Origin of the sequence: Mesorhizobium sp. Cs1321R2N1 (assembly GCF_037179725.1) — a bacterium.
GTDB classification, from domain to species: domain Bacteria; phylum Pseudomonadota; class Alphaproteobacteria; order Rhizobiales; family Rhizobiaceae; genus Mesorhizobium; species Mesorhizobium salmacidum.
Genome location: NZ_JAPYKP010000011.1, coordinates 18857 through 41320, shown reverse-complemented (window position 1 = coordinate 41320; position 22464 = coordinate 18857). Strand labels below are relative to the sequence as shown.

Here is a 22464-nt window from a genome sequence, read left to right as displayed (position 1 = left end):
CCCAGGCCGGCGGGTCAAGCCGTTATCGAACAGCTCGCCAAGCCTGCCGCCAGAAGCCGACAGCCTGCTCGTTCCTGGCGAGCTCTCAGTTGAACGCGATCAGCAGATCCTTCGCATCGATCTGGTCGCCGGCCTTGACCAGCACCTCGGCAACCGTACCGTCGCGCTCGGCGTGCAACGCCGTCTCCATCTTCATCGCTTCGATGGAGAGCAGCACGTCGCCGGCCTTGACCGCCTGGCCGGCGGCGACCGCAAGCGCTGAAACCACACCCGGCATCGGCGCCCCGACATGCGCCTCGTTGCCGGGCTCCGCCTTGCGGCGCGCCTTGGCTGCCGAGGCACCATGCGCACGGTCGGGCACCTTCACACGCCGCGGCTGGCCGTTGAGCTCGAAGAACACGGTGACCATGCCCTTCTCATCGACATCGCCGAACGCCTGGCAGCGCACGACCAAGGTCTTGCCCCTTTCGATATCGACGAAAATCTCGTCTTCCGATTTCATGCCATAGAAATAGGTCGGCGTCGGCAGAACGCTGACCGGGCCGTAGGTTTCCTGCGCGGCGACGAAGTCGGAAAACACTTTCGGATACATCAGCCACGAGGCGAACTCGTATTCCGACAGCTTGCGCTCGAGCTTGTCCTCGATCTCCTTGCGGCTCTTCTTGAGGTCGGCCGGCTTCAGCAACGAACCGGGCCGCGCCGTGATCGGCTTGTCGCCTTTCAGTGCCTTCTTCTGCAGCACCCGCGGCCAACCGCCCGGGGACTGGCCGAGGTCGCCGCGCAGCATCGAGACGACCGAGTCCGGGAAGGCGATATCGCGGGCCGGGTTCTCGACATCGGCAACGGTCAGGTCCTGGCTCACCATCATCAGCGCCATGTCGCCGACGACCTTCGAGGACGGCGTCACCTTGACGATGTCGCCGAACATCAGATTGACGTCGTGATAGGTCTGCGCCACTTCGTGCCAGCGTGTCTCTAACCCCAGCGAACGGGCCTGTTCCTTCAAATTGGTGAACTGCCCGCCCGGCATTTCGTGCAGGTAGACCTCGGAAGCCGGACCTTTCAGGTCGCTCTCGAAGGCGGCGTATTGGTTGCGAACGGCTTCCCAGTAGAACGAGATCTTGCGGATCCATTGCGGGTCGAGGCCCGGGTCGCGTTCGGTGCCCTTCAGTGCTTCCACGATCGAACCCAGACATGGCTGCGACGTGTTGCCGGAGAAGGCGTCCATCGCCGCGTCGATGGCGTCGACGCCGCTTTCCACCGCCGCCAGCACGGTTGCCGCCGACAGACCCGATGTGTCGTGGGTGTGAAAATGGATCGGCAGGTCGGTCGCCTCGCGCAGCGCCTTGAACAGCACACGGGCAGCACTCGGCTTCAACAGGCCCGCCATGTCCTTGACCGCGATGATATGGGCGCCGGCGGCCTGTAATTCCTCGGCCAGCCCGACATAATATTTCAGGTCGTACTTGGCCCGCGCCGGATCGAGGATATCGCCGGTATAGCACATCGCCGCTTCGATCAGCTTGCCCTCGGCGCCCACGGCGTCCATGGCGACGCGCATGTTCTCGACCCAGTTCAAGCAGTCGAAGACACGGAAGATGTCGATGCCGCCGCTTGCCGCCTGCTTGACGAAATGCTGCACGACATTGTCGGGATAATTGGTGTAGCCGACGCCGTTGGCGCCGCGCAGCAGCATCTGCAGCAACAGGTTGGGGGCTGCTTCCCGCACCAGCGACAGCCGCTCCCACGGATCCTCGGTGAGGAAGCGCATGGCGACGTCGAAAGTGGCGCCGCCCCAGCATTCGAGCGACAGAAGCTGCGGCAGGGCGCGCGCATAGGTGCCGGCGATCCCGGCAATGTCATGCGTACGCACGCGGGTGGCGAGCAGCGACTGGTGGCCGTCGCGCATCGTCGTGTCGGTGACCAGCACTTCCTTCTGCTCACGCATCCAGGCGGCGAACTTCTCCGGCCCGAGCACGTCGAGCTTCTGCTTGCTGCCGCTCGGCACATTGCCGTTGAGATAGGGCACCACGGGCGGCGCCGCGTCGGCCTTTGGCGTCGGCCGCCCGCGCGTCTCGGGATGACCGTTGACGCTGACGTCGGCCAGATAGTTGAGCAGCTTGGTGGCGCGGTCCTGGCGCTTGACCTGCTGGAACAGCTCCGGCGTCGTGTCGATGAACCTCGTCGTATAGGAATTGTCGGCGAAGCTCGGATGATTGATGATCGCTTCGAGGAAAGTGAGGTTGGTGGCGACGCCGCGGATGCGGAACTCGCGCAAGGCGCGGTTCATGCGGGCGATCGTCTCTGCCGGCGTCGGCGCCCAGGCCGTGACCTTCTCCAGCAGCGGATCGTAGAAGCGGGTGATGACCGCGCCGGAATACGCCGTGCCGCCGTCGAGGCGGATGCCGAAGCCGGTGGCGCCGCGATAGGCGGTGATGCGGCCGTAGTCCGGAATGAAATTGTGTTCGGGGTCTTCGGTGGTGATGCGGCACTGCAAGGCATGGCCGTTCAGCCGGATGTCCCTCTGCGCCGGTACGCCCGATTCCGGCGTGCCGATGGCGAAGCCGTCGAGGATATGGATCTGCGCCTTCACGATGTCGATGCCGGTCACCATCTCGGTGACGGTGTGCTCGACCTGGATGCGCGGATTGACCTCGATGAAGTAGAATTTGCCGGTATCGGCGTCCTGCAGGAATTCGACGGTGCCGGCGCCGATATAGCTGGTCTCGCGCGCGATCTTCAGCGCGTAGCCGCAAAGCTCCTGGCGCAGGTCCTCGCTGAGATAGGGCGCTGGCGCGCGCTCGACGACCTTCTGGTTGCGGCGCTGGATCGAGCAGTCGCGCTCGAACAGGTGCACGGCATTGCCGTGAGTGTCGCCAAGCACCTGCACTTCGACATGGCGAGCGCGCTCGATCAGCTTTTCGAGATAGACCTCGTCCTTGCCGAAGGCGGCTTTCGCCTCGCGCTTGCCTTCCATGACCTCGCGGGCGAGATCGGCCTCGGAACGGATGGCGCGCATGCCGCGGCCACCACCACCCCACGAAGCCTTCAGCATGACCGGATAACCGACCGTCTTGGCGAGTTCCTTGACCGCCTCCAAATCGTCCGGCAACGGATCGGTGGCCGGCACCACGGGCACGCCGACCTCGATGGCGAGATTGCGCGCGGCGACCTTGTTGCCCAGCCGGCGCATCGTGTCGGGCTTCGGTCCGATGAAGGTGATGCCTGCTTGCGCGCAGGCCTCGGCGAATTCGGGGCTTTCCGACAGCAGCCCGTAGCCGGGGTGGATGGCATCGGCGCCCGAAAGCCTGGCGACGCGGATCACCTCCTCGATCGACAGATAGCTCTCGATCGGCCCCATGTCCTTGCTGAGATGCGGTCCGCGCCCGACCTGGTAACTTTCATCGGCCTTGAAGCGGTGCAGCGAATATTTGTCCTCCTCGGCCCAGATCGCCACGGTTTTGAGGCCCAGTTCATTGGCCGCGCGAAAGACACGGATTGCGATTTCTGACCGGTTGGCGACGAGGATCTTCGTGATGGCCAAGGACTGGGCTCCAGCAGCGGAAGGGACGGGAAATCGAGGCAATGATTAACGTGAAAATGCTGCAGTGCAAACAAAATCGACGTCGGTTTAAACCGATTTAAATCAGTTATCCGGCCAACACTCGCATGCATTCGTTCGAACGGACGGAACAATGGCGACAATTTCGATCCTGGATGCGATCTTCCCAACCAAGGGGAACCGACGGGGATGTCACCGCTGCCGGCGCGTCAAAGAAAATGCCCGGCGCGAGGCGCCGGGCATCGTTGGTTTCGGATCCGAATGAATTACGACTTCGGGAACCAGGAATACTTCCCGTCGTCCTTCTTCTTCCATTCGTACATGATGTAGCCTGGCAGCTTCGGATCGCCCTTGGCGTCATAGGCGAGGTCGCCCAGAACGGAGGGGAACGGCCCGTTTTCATGCATCGCCTTGGCGACGGCCTGCGGATCGTTCGTCTTGGCGGCGGCGGCCGCCTCGGCGACCACCTGCACGGCGGCATAGGCGTAGAGTGTGTAGGCTTCCGGCTCGAAACCCTGCGCGCGGAACTTCTCGACGAGTTCCTTGTTGGCCGGGATCAGCCGCGGGTCGGGGCCGAACGTGTTGAGCGTGCCGGCGACGGCGTCGCCCGCGATGGCGGCGAGTTCGTCCGTCACAATGCCGTCACCCGACATCATCGGCGCCTTGAGGCCCTGGTCCGCGGACTGACGGATGATCAGGCCGGCCTCGGTGTGCAGGCCACCCCAGTAGATCAGGGTGACGCCGGCTTCCTTCATCTTGGCGATCAGCGCCGAGAAGTCCTTGTCGCCGACATTGACGCCTTCATACATCACTTCCTTGACGCCCGCGGCGTTCATCGCCTTCTTGGTTTCGTCCGCGAGGCCCTGGCCGTAAGGGGTCTTGTCATGGATCACGGCGACTTTGGCATCCTTGAAGTTCGCGGCGATATAGGCGCCAGCGATGCTGCCCTGCTGATCGTCGCGACCGCAGGTACGGAACACATTCCACAGGCCGCGCTCGGTGAACTTCGGGTTGGTTGCGGCCGGCGTGATTTCGACGATATTGTTTTCAGCATAGACTTCGGAGGCCGGGATCGACACGCCCGAGTTGAAGTGGCCGATCACAAACTTGACGCCGTCGCCGACGAACTTGTTGGCGACCGAGATGCCCTGCTTCGGATCGGAGACGTCGTCGCCGACTTCAAGCTTGATCTGCTCGCCATTGATACCGCCCTTGGCGTTGATATCGGCGACCGCCGCTTCGGCGCCCTTCTGCAGCTGTGCGCCGAAGGCCGCGTTCGGACCGGTGATCGGCCCGGCGACCGCGAACATTACATCAGCCCACGCGTTGCCGCCGAACGCGACGAGCGCGGTCAGGGCTACGGCGGACAAAAGTGACTTTTTCATTTAAACGCTCCCATTAACGGAGTGGGCGTGGATGAAGCTTTCATGCGATGCCCACCCTTATCGCAGAAAGCATAGTTTGCCGATTTTCAGGCACTTGTCACGCCGATTCATCCCTGACGCGGCGTTAATGATGAACGTCAACCTTTCGGTTTCCAGCTCAAGATGGAAGCTCTTTCATAAAGCCAATTATACTGTGTGACCATCTGGTTGGTTCGTGTGTATTGATAGCCGACGAAGCCCAGTATCATCAGCACGATGGTATCGACGATATAGTAATGCAGCGAGAACATCGTGCCGTCGAACAGCGCATGATGGATGAAACGGATACCGATGCCGAGGCCGAGCATATAGGCGAACAGCTGGATGAAGCTGCGCCATGTCTGGGCACTGGCCTTGCCGGTCATCCAGGCCGCCCAGCCGCCGAGCAGGCAGGTGACGAAGAAGAACTGCCAGATCGACGGTTCCTCGTAGAGAATGCCTTGCATGGGAAGTCTCCTGAACTCAGTGATGTCCGCCTTCGAGATAGGCGGCGCGCACTTCCGGATTGGCGAGCAGTTCCTTGCCGGTGCCGCTCATCGTCACATTGCCGTTGACCATGACATAGCCGCGCGTGGCGAGCTTGAGCGCGCCGAACGCGTTCTGCTCGACCAGGAACACGGTCAGCCCTTGGGTGCGGTTCAATTCGCGGATGGCATCGAAAATCTGCTTGACGATCAGCGGCGCCAGACCCAGCGACGGCTCGTCGAGCAGAAGCAGTTTCGGCCGCGCCATCAGTGCGCGTCCGATCGACAGCATCTGCTGTTCGCCGCCCGACAAGGTCCCGCCACGCTGGGCGATGCGCTCCTTCAGTCTCGGGAACAGCGTGAACACCTTCTCGACGTCCTCGCCATAGTATTTGAGGTTATCGAGGCTGGCGCCCATCTGCAGGTTTTCCATCACCGTCATGCGCGGGAAGATGCGACGGCCCTCGGGTGACTGTGCGATGCGCATGCGTGCGATTTCGTGCGTCGGCAACTGGGTAATATCGGCTCCGGCGAAGGTGATGGTGCCCGTGCGGGCCCGTGGAGCCCCGAAGATGGTCATCATCAGCGTCGACTTGCCGGCGCCGTTGGCGCCGATCAGCGCCACGATTTCACCTTGCTTGACGGTGACGTTGACACCGTTCAGCGCACGGATGTTGCCGTAATAGGTCTCCACGCCCTTGATATCGAGCAGCGTTGTCGTGGCCATCACTTGCCCCCTCCACGCTTGCCCTGAACGGGCTTGCCTGTGCCCGCGGCCTTGCCGGAAGCATGACTGGTCGCCACCTTGCCCGCATCGACGCGGCGCGAGAATTGCGTATCCTTGCCCTGACCGAGCAGCTTCGCCTGCTTGACCCATTCCTCTCGCGCGATGCGTCCGTCAAAGGCGAGATAGGCCTCGACCGCCTCGACATCGGCCTTCTTCCAGGCGCCGATCTGGTCGAAGTGGAAGATGCCGTGTTCGTTGAGCTTCTTCTCGTTGACCGTACCGATGCCCTTGATGCGGGTCAGATTGTCGGCCTTGCCGCCACGGGGGGCAGCGAGCCGGTTCGAAACGCCTTCGGCCTTCGCGGCAGGTGTCTTGGCGGCCGTTTTCCGTGGTGCCGCTTTCTTCGGCGCGGGCTTGGCTGGCGCCGGTGCGACAGGCCTGCTTGCCACGGTGGCGGCGCGGGCGTCGACCTGTGCTGCCTTGGAAGCGCCCTTCGACACGGTCACCCGCTCGCCTTCGCTATGGCCGACCGTGTCGCTCACCGGCCCGGCAAGATACGACGACGACGTCCCCGGGCCATGCACCGAGTCGGGACCGATATCGAGCTGTTCGATGACGTCCTCGTCACCGACTTCGGTGAGCGCGGTCTCGACCTCCTCGTCGTCGACGCCGAGATAGGCGGCGATGACGCGCGGGTCGGTGCGCACCGACTGCGGATTGCCGTCGGAGATCTTGCGGCCATATTCGAGCACCACGACGTGGTCGGAAATCTGCATGACCACCGACATGTCGTGCTCGATCAGCAGGATCGAGGTGCCGGTCGTGTGCTTGATGTCCATCAGCAGTTCGTTCAGCGCCGCCGATTCCTTCGGGTTGAGGCCGGCCGCCGGTTCGTCGAGGCAAAGAAGCTCAGGACCGGTGCACATGGCGCGCGCGATCTCGAGCCGCCGCTGCGCGCCGTAGGGCAAGTCGCCGGCCGGATCGTCGGCGCGATCGACGAGGTCGGCCTTTTCCAGCCAGTGCTTGGCAAGCTCCACCGATTCGGCCGAGGCCTTGCGGTAGCCGCTGAAGCCGAACAGGCCCAGGATCGTATAGCCCGAAGCCTTCATCAGCTTGTTATGCTGGGCGACGAGCAGGTTCTCCAGCAGCGTCATCCCCGAGAACAGGCGGATGTTCTGGAAGGTCCGCGCCACCTTGGCGCGCGCCGGGATCTCATGGTTGGGCAGCCGTTCCAGCAAGTAGCTGGAACCATCGGCCCGGTTGAGCGTGATCATGCCCTCCGACGGTTTGTAAAAGCCGGTGATGCAGTTGAACACGGTGGTCTTGCCGGCGCCGTTGGGGCCGATCAGCGCCGTGATTTCGCCGCGCCTGGCGGTGAAGGACAGGTCGCCGATGGCGACCAGGCCGCCGAACTTCATCGACAGATGATCGACCTGCAGGATGGCATCGTTCGTTTGCGTGGTCGCATTCATCAGCCGTGGCCCTCCTTGGTGAAGGAGCCTGAGACAGCTCTTCGTTCCCTTAGGAAGGCTGTCGGTTCACGGCTGCCGACGAAGCCGCGCGGCTTCCACAGCATGACGATGACCATGGCCATGCCGAACAGAAGCATGCGGTAGAGTTCCGGTGTGAAATCGGGCCCGAAGACCTGCTTGAGGAAGTCGAGTTCGCGCAGCGCCTCGGTGCCGCCGATCATCACCATCGCGGCGACGGCGATGCCGACCAGCGAGCCCATGCCGCCGAGCACGACGATGGCCAGGATAATGGCCGATTCCAGGAAGACGAAGGATTCGGGGCTGACGAAACCTTGCCGCGCGGCGAAGAACGAACCGGCGAAGCCGCCGAACATGGCGCCGGTGGCAAAGGCCGTCAGCTTGGTGGTGGTGGTGTTGATACCGAGCGAGCGGCAGGCGATCTCGTCCTCACGCAAGGCTTCCCAGGCGCGGCCGACCGGCAGGCGCCGCAGCCGGATGGTGACGAAGGCGGTTAGCAGGCAGAGCCCAAGGATCAGGTAGTAGAGGAAGATCTTGTAGTAGGCGCTGGACGTGGCGATGTTCAGCACCTTGGCGATGTAATTCGGGTCCGACACGTTGAACGACATCAAGCCGAAGAAGCTGACCTTGGGAATGCCGGAGATGCCGGCCGACCCATTGGTGACCTCGCGCCAGTTGATCAGCACGAGGCGGATGATCTCGCCGAAGGCGAGCGTCACGATCGCCAGATAGTCGCCGCGCAGGCGCAGCACGGGAAAGCCGAGCAGCACCCCCCAGAGCGCGGCCATGGCGCCCGCGGCGGGCAACAGTATCCAGAACGACAGGCCGAAATGCGTGGCGAGAAGCGCATAGGCATAGGCGCCAAGCGCATAAAAAGCGACGTAGCCGAGATCGAGCAGACCGGCGAGGCCGACGACGATGTTCAGTCCCCAGGCCAGCATCACATAGATCAGGATCTGGATGCCGAAATTATCGACCCATTTCAACGAACCCTGCAACCCGGTGGCGACCGACCAGGCGTTGAGTGACAGCACCGCGACGACGAGGATCGGGTACAGCACCAATGCCGAGATGCCCAATTTGGTGAAGTTGGCATGGATGAAGGCGCGGAAGTAATAGATCACGCTGGCCAGCACATAGATGACCGCCAGGGCACGCAGGAATTGCAGGTAGCCGGCCGGTTCTGCCCCAAACCATCCGGCGAGAGAGCTGTTGAACACGAACAGCAGCACCATGGCGATGACCGCTCCGATGAAGATCGGCAGGGTGAAGAAGCGGGATGCCACACTTGCCGGCATGAGCCCGGTGGCGACATCGGCGATCTTCTGGTTAGCCATGAAGGGCTGGCCGTAGGCGACATAGAGGAAACGCCCGACGGCCGTGGCGATCACCACCGCGGCAAGCAGGCCCCAGCGCTGCACCACGACCAGTTCGTTGGAAATGTTCTGGTCGGTCCTGAGGCCGATGAACAGCACGAACAGGCCAAGCGCTATCGCGCCGGCATAGAAGGCCTCGCGCAGCGCGCGCTGCATGGGGCTGGCGACGAGGTCGCGCTCTGGAGATACGGTCACGGCCATGGTCTCAGACCTTTTCGACTTCTGGCCGGCCCAAGATGCCGGAAGGCAGGAAGATCAGCACGATCGCCAGGATCGAGAAGGCGGCGACGTCCTTGTAGTCGATCGAGAAATAGGCCGACCACATGCTCTCGATGAAGCCGATGAGGAGGCCGCCCAGCACGGCACCTGGCAATGAGCCGATGCCGCCGAGAACCGCCGCCGTGAAAGCTTTTACCCCGGGCGTAAAGCCGTCCGAGAAGGCGATGACGCCGTAATACATCAGGAACAGCGTGCCGGCGACGGCGGCAAGGGCTGCGCCCATGATGAAGGTGATCGAGATGGTGCGATCGACGTCGATGCCGAGCAGTGCGGCCATCTTGCGGTCCTGCTCGCAGGCGCGTTGCGCCCGGCCGAGCGAGGTCTTGTTGACCAGGTACCAGAACAGCGCCAGCAGCAAAGCGGTGACGATGACGATGATGATCTGCTTCAGCGACACGCTGACGCCGTTGATGTTGTAGACCTGGCTGACCATCGGCGGGATCGGCTTGTTGCGGGGGCCTTGCGTCACCTGGACGAAGTTCGACAGCGCGATCGACATGCCGATGGCGGTGATCAGCGGCGCCAGCCGGAACGAACCGCGCAGCGGCCGGTAGGCCACCTTCTCGATCGTCCAGTTGTAGAGGCTGGTGAGCAGCATCGCCACGATCATCATGACCAGCAGCGCGATGACCACGGGCACCGAATAAAACAGCGCGCCGAGGATGAGGAAGACGATCAGTGCCGTGAAGGCGCCCACCATGAAGATGTCGCCATGGGCGAAATTGATCATGCCGATGATGCCGTAGACCATCGTGTAGCCGATTGCGATCAGCCCATAGATCGATCCCAGCGTCAGCCCATTGATAAGCTGCTGGACAAAATACTGCATGTGTACATGGCTCCCCTGGAATGTCGCCCATGCAGACGCATTCCTTTTCGTATTTCCCCTAGTCGTAAAGTTTCGAGCCCGGATTGCAACGTGATTTTTTCGACCGCTCCGCGTGGTTCCAAGTCACGTCTTCCCGATCACCCGCTTTTCGCACCCAGCCCCTGGACTATCGCGGACCCTATCATTGGCATAACGCAATGTCTTTGACGATTGCGCCGCATCATGCGCTCCGTTTCGAAGAAATCACCGTCAAGATTAGGTGATGAGAAGAATCGTTGCGTTCCTGACATGGTTCGTTTTTTCGTCACACTCCTTTCCGCAAGGTCAGGATTCTCCTACTTGACCACGAAACCATGCGCGAACGGGTCGCGGTCGCCGATGAAGATGGTGTTCAGTCCGGTCATGCGCGCCCAGCCGCCGATCGAGGGGATGATCGCCGGCTTGCCAGCCACGGTGACCTCTTTTTCGACCTTGCCCTTGAACAGCGAGCCGATGATCGATTCATGGACGAAGGCGTCGCCGGCCTTGAGCTTGCCCTTGGCATGAAGTTGCGCCATGCGCGCCGATGTGCCGGTGCCGCAGGGCGAGCGATCGATCGCCTTGTCGCCGTAGAAAACGGCATTGCGGGCATCGGCGCCCTCGACCGTTGGCTTGCCGGTCCACAGCATGTGCGACAACCCGGCGATGCCGGGGTTCTCCGGATGCACGAAGGAATGCTTCTCGTTGAGCCGCTGCCGCACCACCGGGCTCCAGGCGATGAAGTCGCCGGCGGAATAGTCGGCCATGTCGCGATAGTTCGCCTGCGGTTCGACGATGGCATAGAAATTGCCGCCATAGGCGACGTCGACCGTTATTTCACCCAGCCCTGGACATTCGACTGTCAGCCCTTCGGCATGGAGGAAGGACGGCACATTGGTGATGCGCACCTCCTCGACATACTCGCCGACCTGCTTGTATTCGGCGATGACTAGGCCGGCCGGCGTGTCGAGCCTGAGCACGCCCGGCGTCTTCGGCTTGATCAAGCCGTGCTCGATGGCCATCGTCACCGTGCCGATGGTGCCGTGGCCGCACATGGGCAGGCAACCGGACGTCTCGATGAACAGGATGGCGATGTCGCAATCCTCGCGTGTCGGCGGATAGAGGATCGAGCCGGACATCACGTCATGGCCGCGCGGCTCGAACATCAGGCCGGTGCGGATCCAGTCGTATTCGGCGAGGAAATGCGCGCGCCGTTCCATCATCGTCGAGCCTTGCAGCAGCGGCCCGCCGCCGGCGACCAGCCGCACCGGGTTGCCGCAGGTGTGGCCGTCGATGCAGAAGAAGGATTTCTTGGCCATGTCGCTCCTCAAGATCAAAACCGTTGTGGGCTGAAGGGGGCCAGATCAACGGACGAAGTCTGCCCCAGAACGAATTCCCTGATCAACCGCCCGGTTGCCGCGGCCTGGGTCAGGCCGAGATGGCCGTGACCGAAGGCGTAGATCACCGACCGGCTTCGCGTCGCCTTGCCGATGACGGGCACCGAATCCGGCAGCGACGGCCGGAACCCCATCCATTCGCGTCCGCCCGAGGGATCGAGCCCCGGAAGGAATTTCCGCGCCTTCTGCAGGAGCGCTTTCGACCTGTTGAAATTGGGTGGCCGCTCGATGCCGCCGAGTTCCACGGCACCGCCGACGCGCAGGCCCGTTTCGAGCGGGGTGATGACGAAGCCATGACCGGAAAAGATCAGCTGCCGCGTCACGTCGAAAGCGCTCGTCGGCAGCGTCGTGTTGTAGCCGCGCTCGGTCTCCAGCGGAATGCGATCGCCGAGTTGCCGCGCCAGCAGGTGCGACCAGGCGCCCGCGGCAATGACGATGTGCCTGGCTTGTCTTGTCGAGCCATCGGCCAGCGTCAGTGTCGCACCATCCTGATTCGCGGCGACGCGGTCGATGCGGGCCATCTCGAAGCGGGCGCCTTTGGATTGCGCGTAAGCCCACACCGCCTTGCCGAGCAGTTTTGGATCGGCGACCGTCTTCCATCCCGGCACGAAGGTGCCCTTGACGAAGCGCGGTGACAACCCAGGCTGCAAGCCCGCGAGGTTCTCGCCCTCGACATGGCGGAAGCCGATGCCGAAGCGCTCGCGCGCCGCCCAGCCCGACAGTGAGGCGCGGAACTCGGCTTCGCTTTCGTAGAGCTCGAGCGAACCGTCCTCGCGCAGCATCGGCCGCGTGCCGGACCGATCGAGCAGATCCATCCATTCGGCCTCGGCAAGCTTCATCATGCCGGCCTGGGCCGTCAGGCTCGCCTCGTATTTCCCCGGCGCGCCGGCGCGCCAGAACCGGATCAGCCAGGGCAGCAGCTTGGGCAGGTAGGCGGGCGGGATGCTGAGCGGGCCGAGTGGATCGGCCAGCCATTTCGGCAGTTGCCTGATCATACCCTTGTGCGCCAGCGGCAGCACATCGGAAAAAGCAAAGGCGGCGGCGTTGCCCGAGCTCGTCTCCTCGCAGATGCCGGTGCGGTCGAAGACCGTGACATCCAGCCCGGCCTCGGCGAGGAAGGCAGCCGCGCAAATACCGATGATGCCGCCACCGACGATGGCAATGTCTTTCCCTTCTCCCCGTTCACGGTTAGAAGGCGCCCGAAGGGCGGGGCGGCGCCCCGCTTCTGTCGATTTGGTACTTCCTGTCACGTGGGCGCTGCCCTTCACCTGGCTGCCGGCATCTTCTCCTTAGAATTGCGGCAGCGTTGGCCGTACCGCCAGTGCATCCCTGACGATCTTCTCGACGGTCTTGCGGCGTTCGCCCGACAGTGGCATGCGCGGCATGCGGACGCGATCGTTGGTGTTGATGGCGAACACTTCGGCAAGCTTGATGTTCTGCACCAGATAAGTCGAGACATCGAGGTCGAGCAGCGGCCGGAACCAGCGGTAGATGGCGAGCGCCTCTTCGCGGCGGCCCTGCTTCATCAGCTGGTAGATGGCGACGGTCTCGCGCGGGAAGGCGGTGACCAGGCCGGCCACCCAGCCGATGGCACCGACGGACAGCGCCTCGAAGGCGAGGTTGTCGACACCGGTGAACAGGTCGTAGCGGCTGCCCAGGCGGTTGATGATCTCGGTCGAGCGGCGGATGTCGTCGGAGGATTCCTTGATGGCGACGAAGCGCTTGTCCGATGCCAGTTCCTCCATCTGATCGACGGTGACGTCGACGCGGTAGGCGAGCCGGTTGGAATAGATCATGACCGGCAGGTCGCCGGCCTGGGCCACGGCGCTCAGGGCCGCCACGGTCTCTTCCGCGTTGGTGTGATAGATCGGGCTCGGCACCACCATCAGTCCGTTGGCGCCTTCCTTGGCGGCGCGCCTGGCAATGCTGGCCGCCTCGCGGGTGCCGGCCTCGTTGACCGTCAGCAGCACCGGCTTCTTGCCTGCGACCTTCTGCGCGGTCTTCAGCACCTCGATCTTCTCGTCAGGCGACAGCATCGGCCCTTCGCCGAGCGAGCCGCAGACGATAATGCCGTCGCAGCCGGCCTCCATCTGCAAGCTGAAGCAACGCTCCATTTCGGCGTGGTCGAGCCGGTCGTCGGCGGTGAATTTGGTCGTGACGGCGGGGAAAACTCCGGTCCACATGGCTATTTCTCCATCTGATATATCAGTCGTATATCTGTTAGGAAAGCCGCTGTCAATGCGGAATCCGTTATGATATATTCTAGATATATCAGGAGACCCGGCTTTGATATCCATGGAAGCAACCACCCTGTCCGAGCCCGCGGCGACCAAGGCTTACCGTGTCCTTGAGCACATGGTCGTCACGCTCGAACTGGCTCCGGCGAGTTTTGTCACCGAGGGTTCCTTGATCGAGCGGCTGGCGCTCGGCCGCACGCCGGTGCGCGAGGCGATCCAGCGGCTGGCCTGGGAAGGGCTGCTCGACGTCAGGCCCCGCGCCGGCATCGCGATCGCCCCGCTGCATCCGGGCGACTGGCTGCGTGTGCTCGATGCCCGGCGCGGCGTCGAGGTGGTGCTCGCACGATCAGCCGCCCGTTTCGTCACCCGCGAGGCCGCCGACCTGTTCCACGAGGCGGCGCTCGCCATGCAAAAAGCAGTGATATCAGGCAATGTGCTCGCCTTCATCCAGGCCGACAAAGCGCTCGACGAGGCGCTGGCGCTGGCTGCCGACAACCCGTTCGCCGCCCGGCTGGCCGCCCCCCTGCAGACCCACAGCCGCCGCTTCTGGTTCCGCTACAAGGCGGACACCGGGCTGGCGGAATCCGCCGAGCACCATGTAGCACTGATCCGCTCGATCCTGGACGGCGACGAGGAAGGCGCCGCCAAGGACGCCAAGAAACTGATGGCGCTGCTGCGCGGCCATGCCGAAGTGGCCGCGACGCGCTAACTGCAAAAATAATTCAGGCGCCCGGCAAGGCCGCCTTGATCGTTGGGCTGTCCCAGCCCTCGCCGACCGACAGGATGCAACTCTGGCCCTTCGTGTCGGAAGCCAGAACCGTCCAGCTGCCTTGATCGGAAACGAACACTTCGAGGACCACATTGGGATTGATCAGGCCGCGCCCGGCTTCGCTTTCGTGGAAGTTCTCACCGAGCGCTTTCACGATATCGGCGCGTGCCGCGCATTGCCCGGCCGCATTTGCCTGAGCAGCGCCGGTGCACATCGCCATCGCCGCAACGAACAGTGTCGCCGTAAGACGTCGTGTCATCTGACACCTCCTTGCGCCGGACGATGCAATGCCACCGGCCCGCCGTGCGGCGCCCTGGTTGTCTGCCGCGCCTCCTCCACGGCAGGATTGCAGCCCTAAGTCCCGCGAGCCCCCGCCGGTTCCATCACATTAGCGTTTGCAAAAACAAAAGGCCTAAGTCCGGGGACTTAGGCCTTGAGTAAAATCGCGTCTTCTCGTCCGGTCGGTTCATCGTCCGGATGACGAACTCGGCGCCATCCTGATGCATGCCCGCGCCCGCAGCAAGGACACGCAGACGAAGAAAACGTCCGGCTAGTTCATCGTCGGGATGACGAATTCAGCGCCATCCTTGATGCCGGACGGCCAGCGCGAGGTCACCGTCTTGGTCTTGGTGTAGAAGCGGAACGCGTCCGGGCCATGCTGGTTGAGGTCGCCGAAGGAAGACGCCTTCCAGCCGCCGAAGGTGTAGTAGGCGATCGGCACCGGGATCGGCACGTTGACGCCGACCATGCCAACCTGGACACGGCTGGCGAAGTCACGCGCCGCGTCGCCGTCGCGGGTGAAGATGGCGACGCCATTGCCCATCTCGTGATCGTTGGCGAGCTTGATGGCGTTCTCATAGGTCGGTGCGCGCACCACCGAGAGCACCGGTCCAAAGATCTCTTCCTTGTAGATGCGCATGTCCGCCGTCACGTTGTCGAACAGGCAACCGCCCATATAGTAGCCGTCCTCATAGCCCTGCATCTTGAAGCCGCGGCCGTCGACGACGAGCTTGGCGCCTTCCTTGACACCGGTATCGACGTAACCCTTGACGCGCTCCAGCGCCTGGGCGGTGACCAGCGGGCCGAAATCGGCGGCCGAGTCCGTCGACGGTCCGACCTTCAGGCTCTCGACGCGCGGGATCAGCTTTTCCATCAACCGGTTGGCGGTGTCGTTGCCGACCGGCACGGCCACCGAGATCGCCATGCAGCGCTCGCCGGCCGAGCCGTAACCGGCGCCGATCAGCGCATCGACGGTCTGGTCCATGTCGGCGTCGGGCATGATGATCATGTGGTTCTTGGCGCCGCCGAAGCACTGCACGCGCTTGCCGGCCGCCGTGCCGCGCGAATAGATATAGTGGGCGATCGGCGTCGAGCCGACAAAGCCGATGGCCTTGATGTCGGGATCGTCGAGGATAGCGTCGACGACATCCTTGTCGCCGTTGACGACGTTGAGGATGCCAGCCGGCAGGCCGGCCTCGATGAACAGCTCGGCAATTCGCATCGGCACGCCCGGATCACGCTCCGAAGGCTTCAGGATGAAGGCGTTGCCGCAGGCGATCGCCGGTGCGATCTTCCAAAGCGGGATCATCGCCGGGAAATTGAACGGCGTGATGCCGGCGACGACGCCGAGCGGCTGGCGCATTGAATAGACATCGATGCCGGGGCCGGCGCCGTCGGTGAACTCACCCTTCATCATATGCGGCGCGCCGATGCAGACCTCTACGACTTCGAGGCCGCGCTGGATGTCGCCCTTGGCGTCGGCGATGGTCTTGCCGTGTTCGCGCGCCAGGATCTCGGCCAGTTCGTCATAGTCGCGAGCGACCAGTTCGAGGAATTTCATCAGCACGCGCACGCGGCGCTGCGGATTGGTCGCCGCCCAGTTGGGCTGCGCGGCCTTGGCATTCTCGACCGCCGCGCGCAGCTCCGCCTGCGAGGCCAGCGCCACCGTGCCGCGCACTCTGCCGTCCATCGGCTGCATGACGTCCTGCTTGCGGCCGCTGGTGCCGGCGACACGCTTGCCGCCGATGAAATGACCGTAATCGATCATGATTTCTCTCCCTTTGTTTGTGATGCCGTATTGTCCGCCTTTGCGGCGGCGAAGGCAACGCGACGGAGAACGCAACCGTTGTGCGGGAAATAGATAACAAACGAGACCTGTGCATCAATTGCCGCAAATGGTAAGGTGTGCTGGACATCACTGCATGGTTATATTGGATTCTGTGGACCTCGCCGTTGACGATTGCCCCCCGGAGCATTCCCATGAACTGGGATGACGTCCGCATCTTCCTCGCCGTGGCGCGTGCCGGCCAGATTCTTGGCGCCGCGCGCCGGCTGGAGCTCAACCATGCCACCGTCTCGCGCCGCATCGCGGCCCTTGAGGAAGCACTGAGGACGAAACTCTTTCGCCGGCTGACCACCGGCAGCGAGTTGACGCCGGCGGGCGAGCGCTTCCTCGATATCGCCGAGCGCATGGAAGGCGACATGATCGCCGCGCGCTCGACCATATCAGGCGAAGGAGATGACGTGTCCGGCACCGTGCGCATCGGCGCACCCGACGGCTTCGGCGTCGCCTTCCTGGCCAAGCGGCTGGGCGAACTCACCGCCCTTCACCGCGAACTCACCATCCAGCTCGTGCCGGTGCCGCGCTCCTTCTCGCTGTCGCGGCGCGAAGCCGATATCGCGATCACCGTCGAACGGCCGACCGAAGGCCGGCTGGTGGCGGGAAAATTGGTCGACTATTCGCTCGGCCTGTTCGCCTCCCGCGGCTATGTCGACGCGCATGGCCTGCCCAAAACCGCCGCCGAACTCGGCCAGCACACACTGATCGGCTATGTGCCTGATCTCATCGTCAGCCCTTCGCTCGACTACGCGGCCGAGTTCAGCGCGGATTGGCGCACCAGCTTCGCCATCTCCTCGGCGCTCGGCCAGGCCGAAGCCGTGCGCTCGGGCGCCGGCATCGGCATCCTGCACACCTTCGTCGCCCGCTCGATGCCGGAGTTGGTGGCCGTCGATGTCGTCGCGCCTATCCGCCGCGCCTACTGGCTGGTCTATCACGAATCGGTCAGGCCGCTGCGCCGCGTCCAGATCGTGGCCAGCTTCATCACCAAGGCGGTCGAGCGCGAGCGGGGCCTCTTCCTTTAGAAGCGCCGTCACGGCAAAACAGCCAGGTTTCCACACGCCGCCTTTTCCTTGCCACAAAACCGCACAGTGTGGCATCACCGGTCGCCGGCCATGGGGTCGGTATCGGTGGGGAAATCTTTCAGAAAGCTGGCGCGGATAGACATGCGAGCCGTTCTTGCCATCCCGCCGCTGCTGTTCGTCTCCGCATGCGCCAACCCATGGACAAAAGTGCCGGAAGCCGAATTGCCCAAACCGATCCGCTACGTCATGGCGCGCCCCTCGCCTTTCGTCATCGGCAATTACTGCGGTCCCGGCACCCGCACCGGCGATCTGTCGGCCCGGCCGGTCGACCGCCTCGACGCCGTTTGCCGAACCCATGACGCCTGCTACATCGCTCGCCGCAACCATTGCGACTGCGATGGCGCCCTTGTTGCCTCGGCGAGGGCCATCCGCGACGACAAGACGGCGCCCCGCAAGCTGCGCAGCGAGGCGGAACTGCTGATCGCCACCTTCACCATCCCTGTCTGCAAGGTTTTTCCGCAAGGTTTCATGCCGCCGCGCGACCCGGCGCAATTGAGTGCCATGAAGGCCGGAGCCGCCGGGTGAACGTCCGCACGGCCGTCATCCTCGCCCTGTTCGGACTGGCCGCCCTTGCCGGCTGTGCCGACGCAGGCGGCAATGCCTGCGACCTCCTGGCGGGACAGGCGGCTTGCGCGCGGCCCTCGCTGTCGGCCAGCACGCCCGGGGCACAGGTCGCGGCGGCGCAGTTTTTCGGAGATACCGGCGACAGCGACTACGAACGACGGTTCCTGACGCTGCTTGCCAACAACCAGCTCGGTGCCATGGACCGTGCCAACGGCACCGGCCCCTTCGGGCGCAACCGCCGCGATGTCCAGAACCGCGATTTCCAGGCGACGTATTCGACGCTACGGCAACTGGCCGGACCGATCGCCAAGGCGCATCTGCCGCCGGCCGGTGGGGGCAGCGGCGACGGCCATTTCGACGGCCGCTGGCGGGTGTCGCGGCAGACGCTCTACATCGATGCGGCGGCGCGTCCTTCGACGCCCAAGACCTTCGATTTCTCCGGCCTGCAGGCACGCAGCATCGAGATCGTCGTGCGGCAGGCAGGCAGGCAGCCGGCCGACATCGAGGGCACTTGCGACGGTGCATTGGCGATCCGCGCCGCGGGAACCTCACGCATCATTGCCGCCGGCGCGGCATTCGGCTTTCGCCTGTCGGGCGAGAACGACACGGTCAGCCTGTTTCCGGGTGACAGCCTGAACCGGTGCACGGCAAGGATCCGCTCCAGCCTTGCGCCCACCGGCGCGCCCCTCACCATCCGGCGCGAAGAGACCGCCGATCCGGTGCTCGCCAGCTTGGACAGCCGCTACCAGCGCTGCCCGGTCCCCAGCGGCGCCGGCATCGACGCTCTCGAGCGCGCCTTCTATGCCGGCCGCTGGCTGTCGCAGACCTGCGCCATGCCGATCGGCGAGCCCAGGCTGCTGCGCAAGTCGCGCGACGGCTTCAACGCCAAGGTCGAGGCACTGATGGGCGCGCCGCTGTCCGATGCGACAATAGGCAGGGGCGACCCCGAACAGCCGCTCGATTTCTCGAAGGCGCCAACGCTGAAGCTGATCTATCTGTCCTCGCTCGAGTTCAAGGCGGACTTTTCCGGCCGTATCATCGAACGATTGATCCGCCATCATGCAGCGCTTGGCACCAAGGTGCGCATCATGGTGACCGACGTGCTGGAACGCGACAAGGACGACGCCATGCTGCACCGCCTGGCGGCCGAATTCCCCAATGTCGAGCTGCAGGAATATCGCTGGCAGGCGGACCATGGCGCGCCGATCGACGAGCAGATTTCACAATTGCACAAGGTCCATCATATCAAGATGCTGGCGACGCTGGCGCAGGACCCCGCGCGTTCGCGCGTCATCATCGGCGGCCGCAACATCCATGACGGCTTCCTGTTCCATCATCCGGTCGACCTGTCGCGCTATCCGGACCTCGAGCAATACGGCAAGACCGACGGATTTTCGCTGAACTACTATTCGAACTGGAGCGACTTCGACATCGAGTTCGCCGACCGGGCGACGGTCGAGACGCTGGCCGCGCATCTGTCGACGATATGGCTGCGCGACGCCGACACCAACCTGGCGCGCCCCTTCTCCATCTCGGTCCGCGGAGATGGCCGCCCCCAGGGAAATGCCCGGCATTTCATCTCGGTGCCCTATGAGGATGATCATGCGCTGGAGGCCTATTTTGTCGAGCTTGTCGATGCCGCCCACCACCGTATCCAGATCGTCAACCCTTACCTCAATCTGACCCCCAGCCTCGCCGAGGCCTTTGACCGGGCACTCGCCCGCGGCGTCAGGATCGACATTGTCGGCCGCATCGACCTCAAGGGCGACATCGGCGGCAAGTTCCTTACCGCGCTGAACAAGCTGTTCGTCGAGAAATATGGCGACCGCATCGACATCCGCGAGTTCAAGGCGCCTGACGTGGTGCTGCATTCCAAGATCATGATGATCGACGAAAGGCTGGTCGCCATTTCCTCGGTCAACCTCAACAACCGCAGCTTCTTCCACGATTCGGAGAACGGCATGATGGTGCTCGACCCCGCCTTCTACGCCAGGATGAAGCCGGTCTATGACGACTACCTCGCGCATTCGAACCCGGTTTCCACCAAGGTGACGATCCCGTGGACCTACCGGCTGCTGTTCGACGAGGCGTGGGTCAGGCAGGCGTTCTGATGCATGTCGCCCAAAAGCGGATCCGGTTTTTGGGGGCAACGACATGCATCAAAGCAAAGAACAAAGCGCGTCGGCCAGACGCGCGGGCCGCTATTTCAGATAGCGCTCCTGCGCCAGGGCACGCACGTCGATGTCGGGTACCCGGTTCGACATGATGTCGGCCAGCACTTTGGCCGAGCCGCAGGCCATGGTCCAGCCGAGCGTGCCATGGCCGGTGTTGAGAAAGAGGTTCGACAGTTCGGTGCGGCCGATCAGCGGCGGTCCGTCCGGCGTCATCGGCCGCAGCCCGCACCAGAACGTCGCTTCGCGCATGGCGCCGGCGCCGGGAAAGAGATCGCCGACCGAGTGTTCGAGGGTGCGGCGCCGCGATTCGTGCAGCCTGAGATCGAAGCCGGAAATCTCGGCCGTGCCGCCGACGCGGATGCGATCGCCGAGCCGGGTGATTGCGACCTTGTAGGTTTCGTCCATCACCGTCGACACCGGTGCGGCGGCGGCGTCCTTGATCGGCACCGTGATCGAATAGCCCTTGACCGGATAGACCGGGATCGGCCGCTTCATCCGGCGCATGAGGCCCGCCGAGTAGCTGCCAAGCGCCATCACATAGGCATCGGCGGCCTTGAAACCCTTGCTTGTGCTGAGATTGGCAATGCGGTTGCGGCTGCGGATGACGCGCCAGATGGTCATGTCATATTCGAACTTGACGCCGCGCGCCACGCAGAGCTCGGTCAGCCTGTCGGTGAACATCTTGCAGTCGCCGGTCTCGTCATGCGGCAGCCTCAACCCGCCGACGAACTTATCGCGGACCCCGGCCAGCGCCGGCTCGGCCGCGATACAGCCGTCGGGATCGAGCACTTCGTAGGGCACGCCATATTTCTTCAGCACCTCGACATCGCCTGACGTGCCGTCGAGCTGCTTTTGCGTGCGAAACAGCTGCAGCGTGCCCTGGGTCCGCTCGTCATAGGCAATGCCCGTTGCTTCGCGTAGCGCCTTCAGCGTGTCGCGACTGTATTCCGCCAGCGGCACCATGCGCGATTTGTTGATGGCGTAGCGCTCGGCGGTGCAGTTGCGCAGCATCTTGACCAGCCATGTCCACATATGCGGGTCGAAGGCCGGCCGCACCACCAGCGGGCCATGCTTCATCAAGAGCCACTTGACCGCCTTGAGCGGGATGCCGGGACCGGCCCAGGGCGAGGCATAGCCGGGCGAAATCTCGCCGGCATTGGCAAAGCTGGTTTCCAGCGCCGGGCCTTTCTGGCGGTCGATCACCGTCACCTCATGGCCGGCCTCGGCGAGATAATAGGCCGTGGTCACCCCGATGACGCCACTGCCCAGCACCATGATCTTCATTCATTCACTCCTTACGCCATGTCCTTCATGCCGATGGACATGGCCGCATCTGCGATTCGCACACGATCGCCGGCGAAAATCGATTCCGATCTTCGCGACCTTGCGCCATGGCTTTCATGCCGCTGACGGACCGGGGTCGTCATCTCTCTCTGTCTGCCGCATTCCTGCCGTCCCGCCAAGAGGCCGGATGGAAATGTCGGCGCTGTAGACGAGGGTCAGTCCGTGCGGCCGCGGTCCGCCAGCGGCGGCTCTTTCCCGGGCTGCCCGCCGCGCGGCTTCCGGCTGATAGAGCACCGCCTTGATCCGGATCGATTCGCGCCTGCCGTCGGGGTGCTCGAGCGAAGCCGTCTGGCCTTGCGCCATGCCAAGCATGCACAGCCCGCGCCTGGTTGCCACCGACAGGCTGGAGCCGACTGGTCCACGTATTTCGCTCTGCACCAGGGTGCGCGTCTCGGCCACACCGGCATCGACGCAAAACACCACCCGGCTGTTCAGCGTCACGATATCGGCTTCGATCGACTCGATGGGCACGACGCCGGCATTGGAAAGCTTTTCTTCGATCATCCGGACCATCGGATCCGCGAAGGCCCGTCGCCGCTCAAGCATCACTTCCAGGACGGCGAAATCCTTCGTCGTCAGGCGACAGCTTCCGTTTTTCATCACCGCCTC

General features: G+C 63.6%; 17 protein-coding genes and 1 pseudogene. 4 read left to right on the top strand and 14 right to left on the bottom strand.

The window, feature by feature from the left end:
* Positions 1-85: 85 nt before the first annotated feature.
* From pyc to O7A61_RS05170, 10 genes and pseudogenes are all read right to left on the bottom strand, one after another.
* On the bottom strand, positions 86-3544 hold the full coding sequence (pyc, locus tag O7A61_RS05215) for a pyruvate carboxylase (protein ID WP_337128840.1): 3459 nt from the start codon (positions 3542-3544) through the stop codon (positions 86-88).
* Between the two features lie 284 nt (positions 3545-3828).
* The gene (locus O7A61_RS05210) at positions 3829-4947 is read right to left on the bottom strand and encodes a branched-chain amino acid ABC transporter substrate-binding protein (RefSeq protein ID WP_027141750.1); all 1119 of its coding nucleotides are present in this window, start codon (positions 4945-4947) and stop codon (positions 3829-3831) included.
* Between the two features lie 137 nt (positions 4948-5084).
* A complete protein-coding gene (locus tag O7A61_RS05205; protein ID WP_140509916.1) occupies positions 5085-5432 on the bottom strand; it encodes a DUF6867 family protein in 348 nt (115 codons plus the stop codon).
* A gap of 16 nt (positions 5433-5448) precedes the next feature.
* The gene (locus O7A61_RS05200; protein ID WP_140509918.1) at positions 5449-6177 is read right to left on the bottom strand and encodes an ABC transporter ATP-binding protein; all 729 of its coding nucleotides are present in this window, start codon (positions 6175-6177) and stop codon (positions 5449-5451) included.
* Positions 6177-7649, bottom strand: coding sequence for an ATP-binding cassette domain-containing protein (locus tag O7A61_RS05195; protein WP_337128837.1), 1473 nt, complete (start codon positions 7647-7649; stop codon positions 6177-6179). Before O7A61_RS05195 ends, O7A61_RS05200 begins: the two co-directional genes overlap by 1 nt.
* Positions 7649-9160: pseudogene (livM, locus tag O7A61_RS05190) on the bottom strand (high-affinity branched-chain amino acid ABC transporter permease LivM); the annotation flags it as partial. The pseudogene livM and the gene O7A61_RS05195, both read right to left, overlap by 1 nt.
* Before the next feature lie 88 nt (positions 9161-9248).
* The gene (locus tag O7A61_RS05185) at positions 9249-10151 is read right to left on the bottom strand and encodes a branched-chain amino acid ABC transporter permease (RefSeq protein ID WP_015315217.1); all 903 of its coding nucleotides are present in this window, start codon (positions 10149-10151) and stop codon (positions 9249-9251) included.
* A gap of 335 nt (positions 10152-10486) precedes the next feature.
* Positions 10487-11488, bottom strand: a complete 1002-nt coding sequence (locus tag O7A61_RS05180) for a 4-hydroxyproline epimerase (protein ID WP_337128833.1) — start codon at positions 11486-11488, stop codon at positions 10487-10489.
* A 14-nt stretch (positions 11489-11502) separates the two neighbouring features.
* Positions 11503-12816 (bottom strand): NAD(P)/FAD-dependent oxidoreductase, encoded by a 1314-nt coding sequence (locus O7A61_RS05175; RefSeq protein ID WP_337128831.1) that lies wholly within the window; start codon positions 12814-12816, stop codon positions 11503-11505.
* Positions 12817-12855: 39 nt separating this feature from the next.
* The gene (locus tag O7A61_RS05170) at positions 12856-13749 is read right to left on the bottom strand and encodes a dihydrodipicolinate synthase family protein (RefSeq protein WP_337128830.1); all 894 of its coding nucleotides are present in this window, start codon (positions 13747-13749) and stop codon (positions 12856-12858) included.
* A gap of 112 nt (positions 13750-13861) precedes the next feature.
* Between O7A61_RS05170 and O7A61_RS05165 the strand changes: the two genes are divergently transcribed.
* Positions 13862-14512 (top strand): GntR family transcriptional regulator, encoded by a 651-nt coding sequence (locus O7A61_RS05165; RefSeq protein WP_246672656.1) that lies wholly within the window; start codon positions 13862-13864, stop codon positions 14510-14512.
* Between the two features lie 13 nt (positions 14513-14525).
* On the opposite strand, the gene O7A61_RS05160 is transcribed toward O7A61_RS05165, so the two are convergent.
* Both O7A61_RS05160 and O7A61_RS05155 read right to left on the bottom strand, forming a co-directional pair.
* Positions 14526-14831, bottom strand: a complete 306-nt coding sequence (locus O7A61_RS05160) for a hypothetical protein (protein ID WP_027141741.1) — start codon at positions 14829-14831, stop codon at positions 14526-14528.
* Between the two features lie 291 nt (positions 14832-15122).
* The gene (locus tag O7A61_RS05155; RefSeq protein ID WP_337128826.1) at positions 15123-16619 is read right to left on the bottom strand and encodes a CoA-acylating methylmalonate-semialdehyde dehydrogenase; all 1497 of its coding nucleotides are present in this window, start codon (positions 16617-16619) and stop codon (positions 15123-15125) included.
* Positions 16620-16831: 212 nt separating this feature from the next.
* Between O7A61_RS05155 and O7A61_RS05150 the strand changes: the two genes are divergently transcribed.
* The 3 genes from O7A61_RS05150 to O7A61_RS05140 all read left to right on the top strand — a co-directional run bounded on the left by O7A61_RS05150 (position 16832) and on the right by O7A61_RS05140 (position 20448).
* A complete protein-coding gene (locus O7A61_RS05150; RefSeq protein WP_337128823.1) occupies positions 16832-17713 on the top strand; it encodes a LysR family transcriptional regulator in 882 nt (293 codons plus the stop codon).
* A 141-nt stretch (positions 17714-17854) separates the two neighbouring features.
* Entirely contained in the window at positions 17855-18298 is a 444-nt protein-coding gene (locus O7A61_RS05145) for a hypothetical protein (protein WP_337128821.1), read from the top strand.
* On the top strand, positions 18295-20448 hold the full coding sequence (locus O7A61_RS05140; RefSeq protein WP_337128818.1) for a phospholipase D-like domain-containing protein: 2154 nt from the start codon (positions 18295-18297) through the stop codon (positions 20446-20448). The genes O7A61_RS05145 and O7A61_RS05140 overlap by 4 nt, the downstream gene beginning before the upstream one ends.
* 90 nt (positions 20449-20538) lie before the next feature.
* Here the strand turns inward: O7A61_RS05140 and O7A61_RS05135 are convergent, their stop codons facing one another.
* On the bottom strand, positions 20539-21795 hold the full coding sequence (locus tag O7A61_RS05135) for a D-amino acid dehydrogenase (protein WP_337128815.1): 1257 nt from the start codon (positions 21793-21795) through the stop codon (positions 20539-20541).
* Between the two features lie 114 nt (positions 21796-21909).
* Positions 21910-22455, bottom strand: coding sequence for a nucleoside-diphosphate kinase (locus O7A61_RS05130; protein WP_337128814.1), 546 nt, complete (start codon positions 22453-22455; stop codon positions 21910-21912).
* Positions 22456-22464 lie beyond the last annotated feature (9 nt).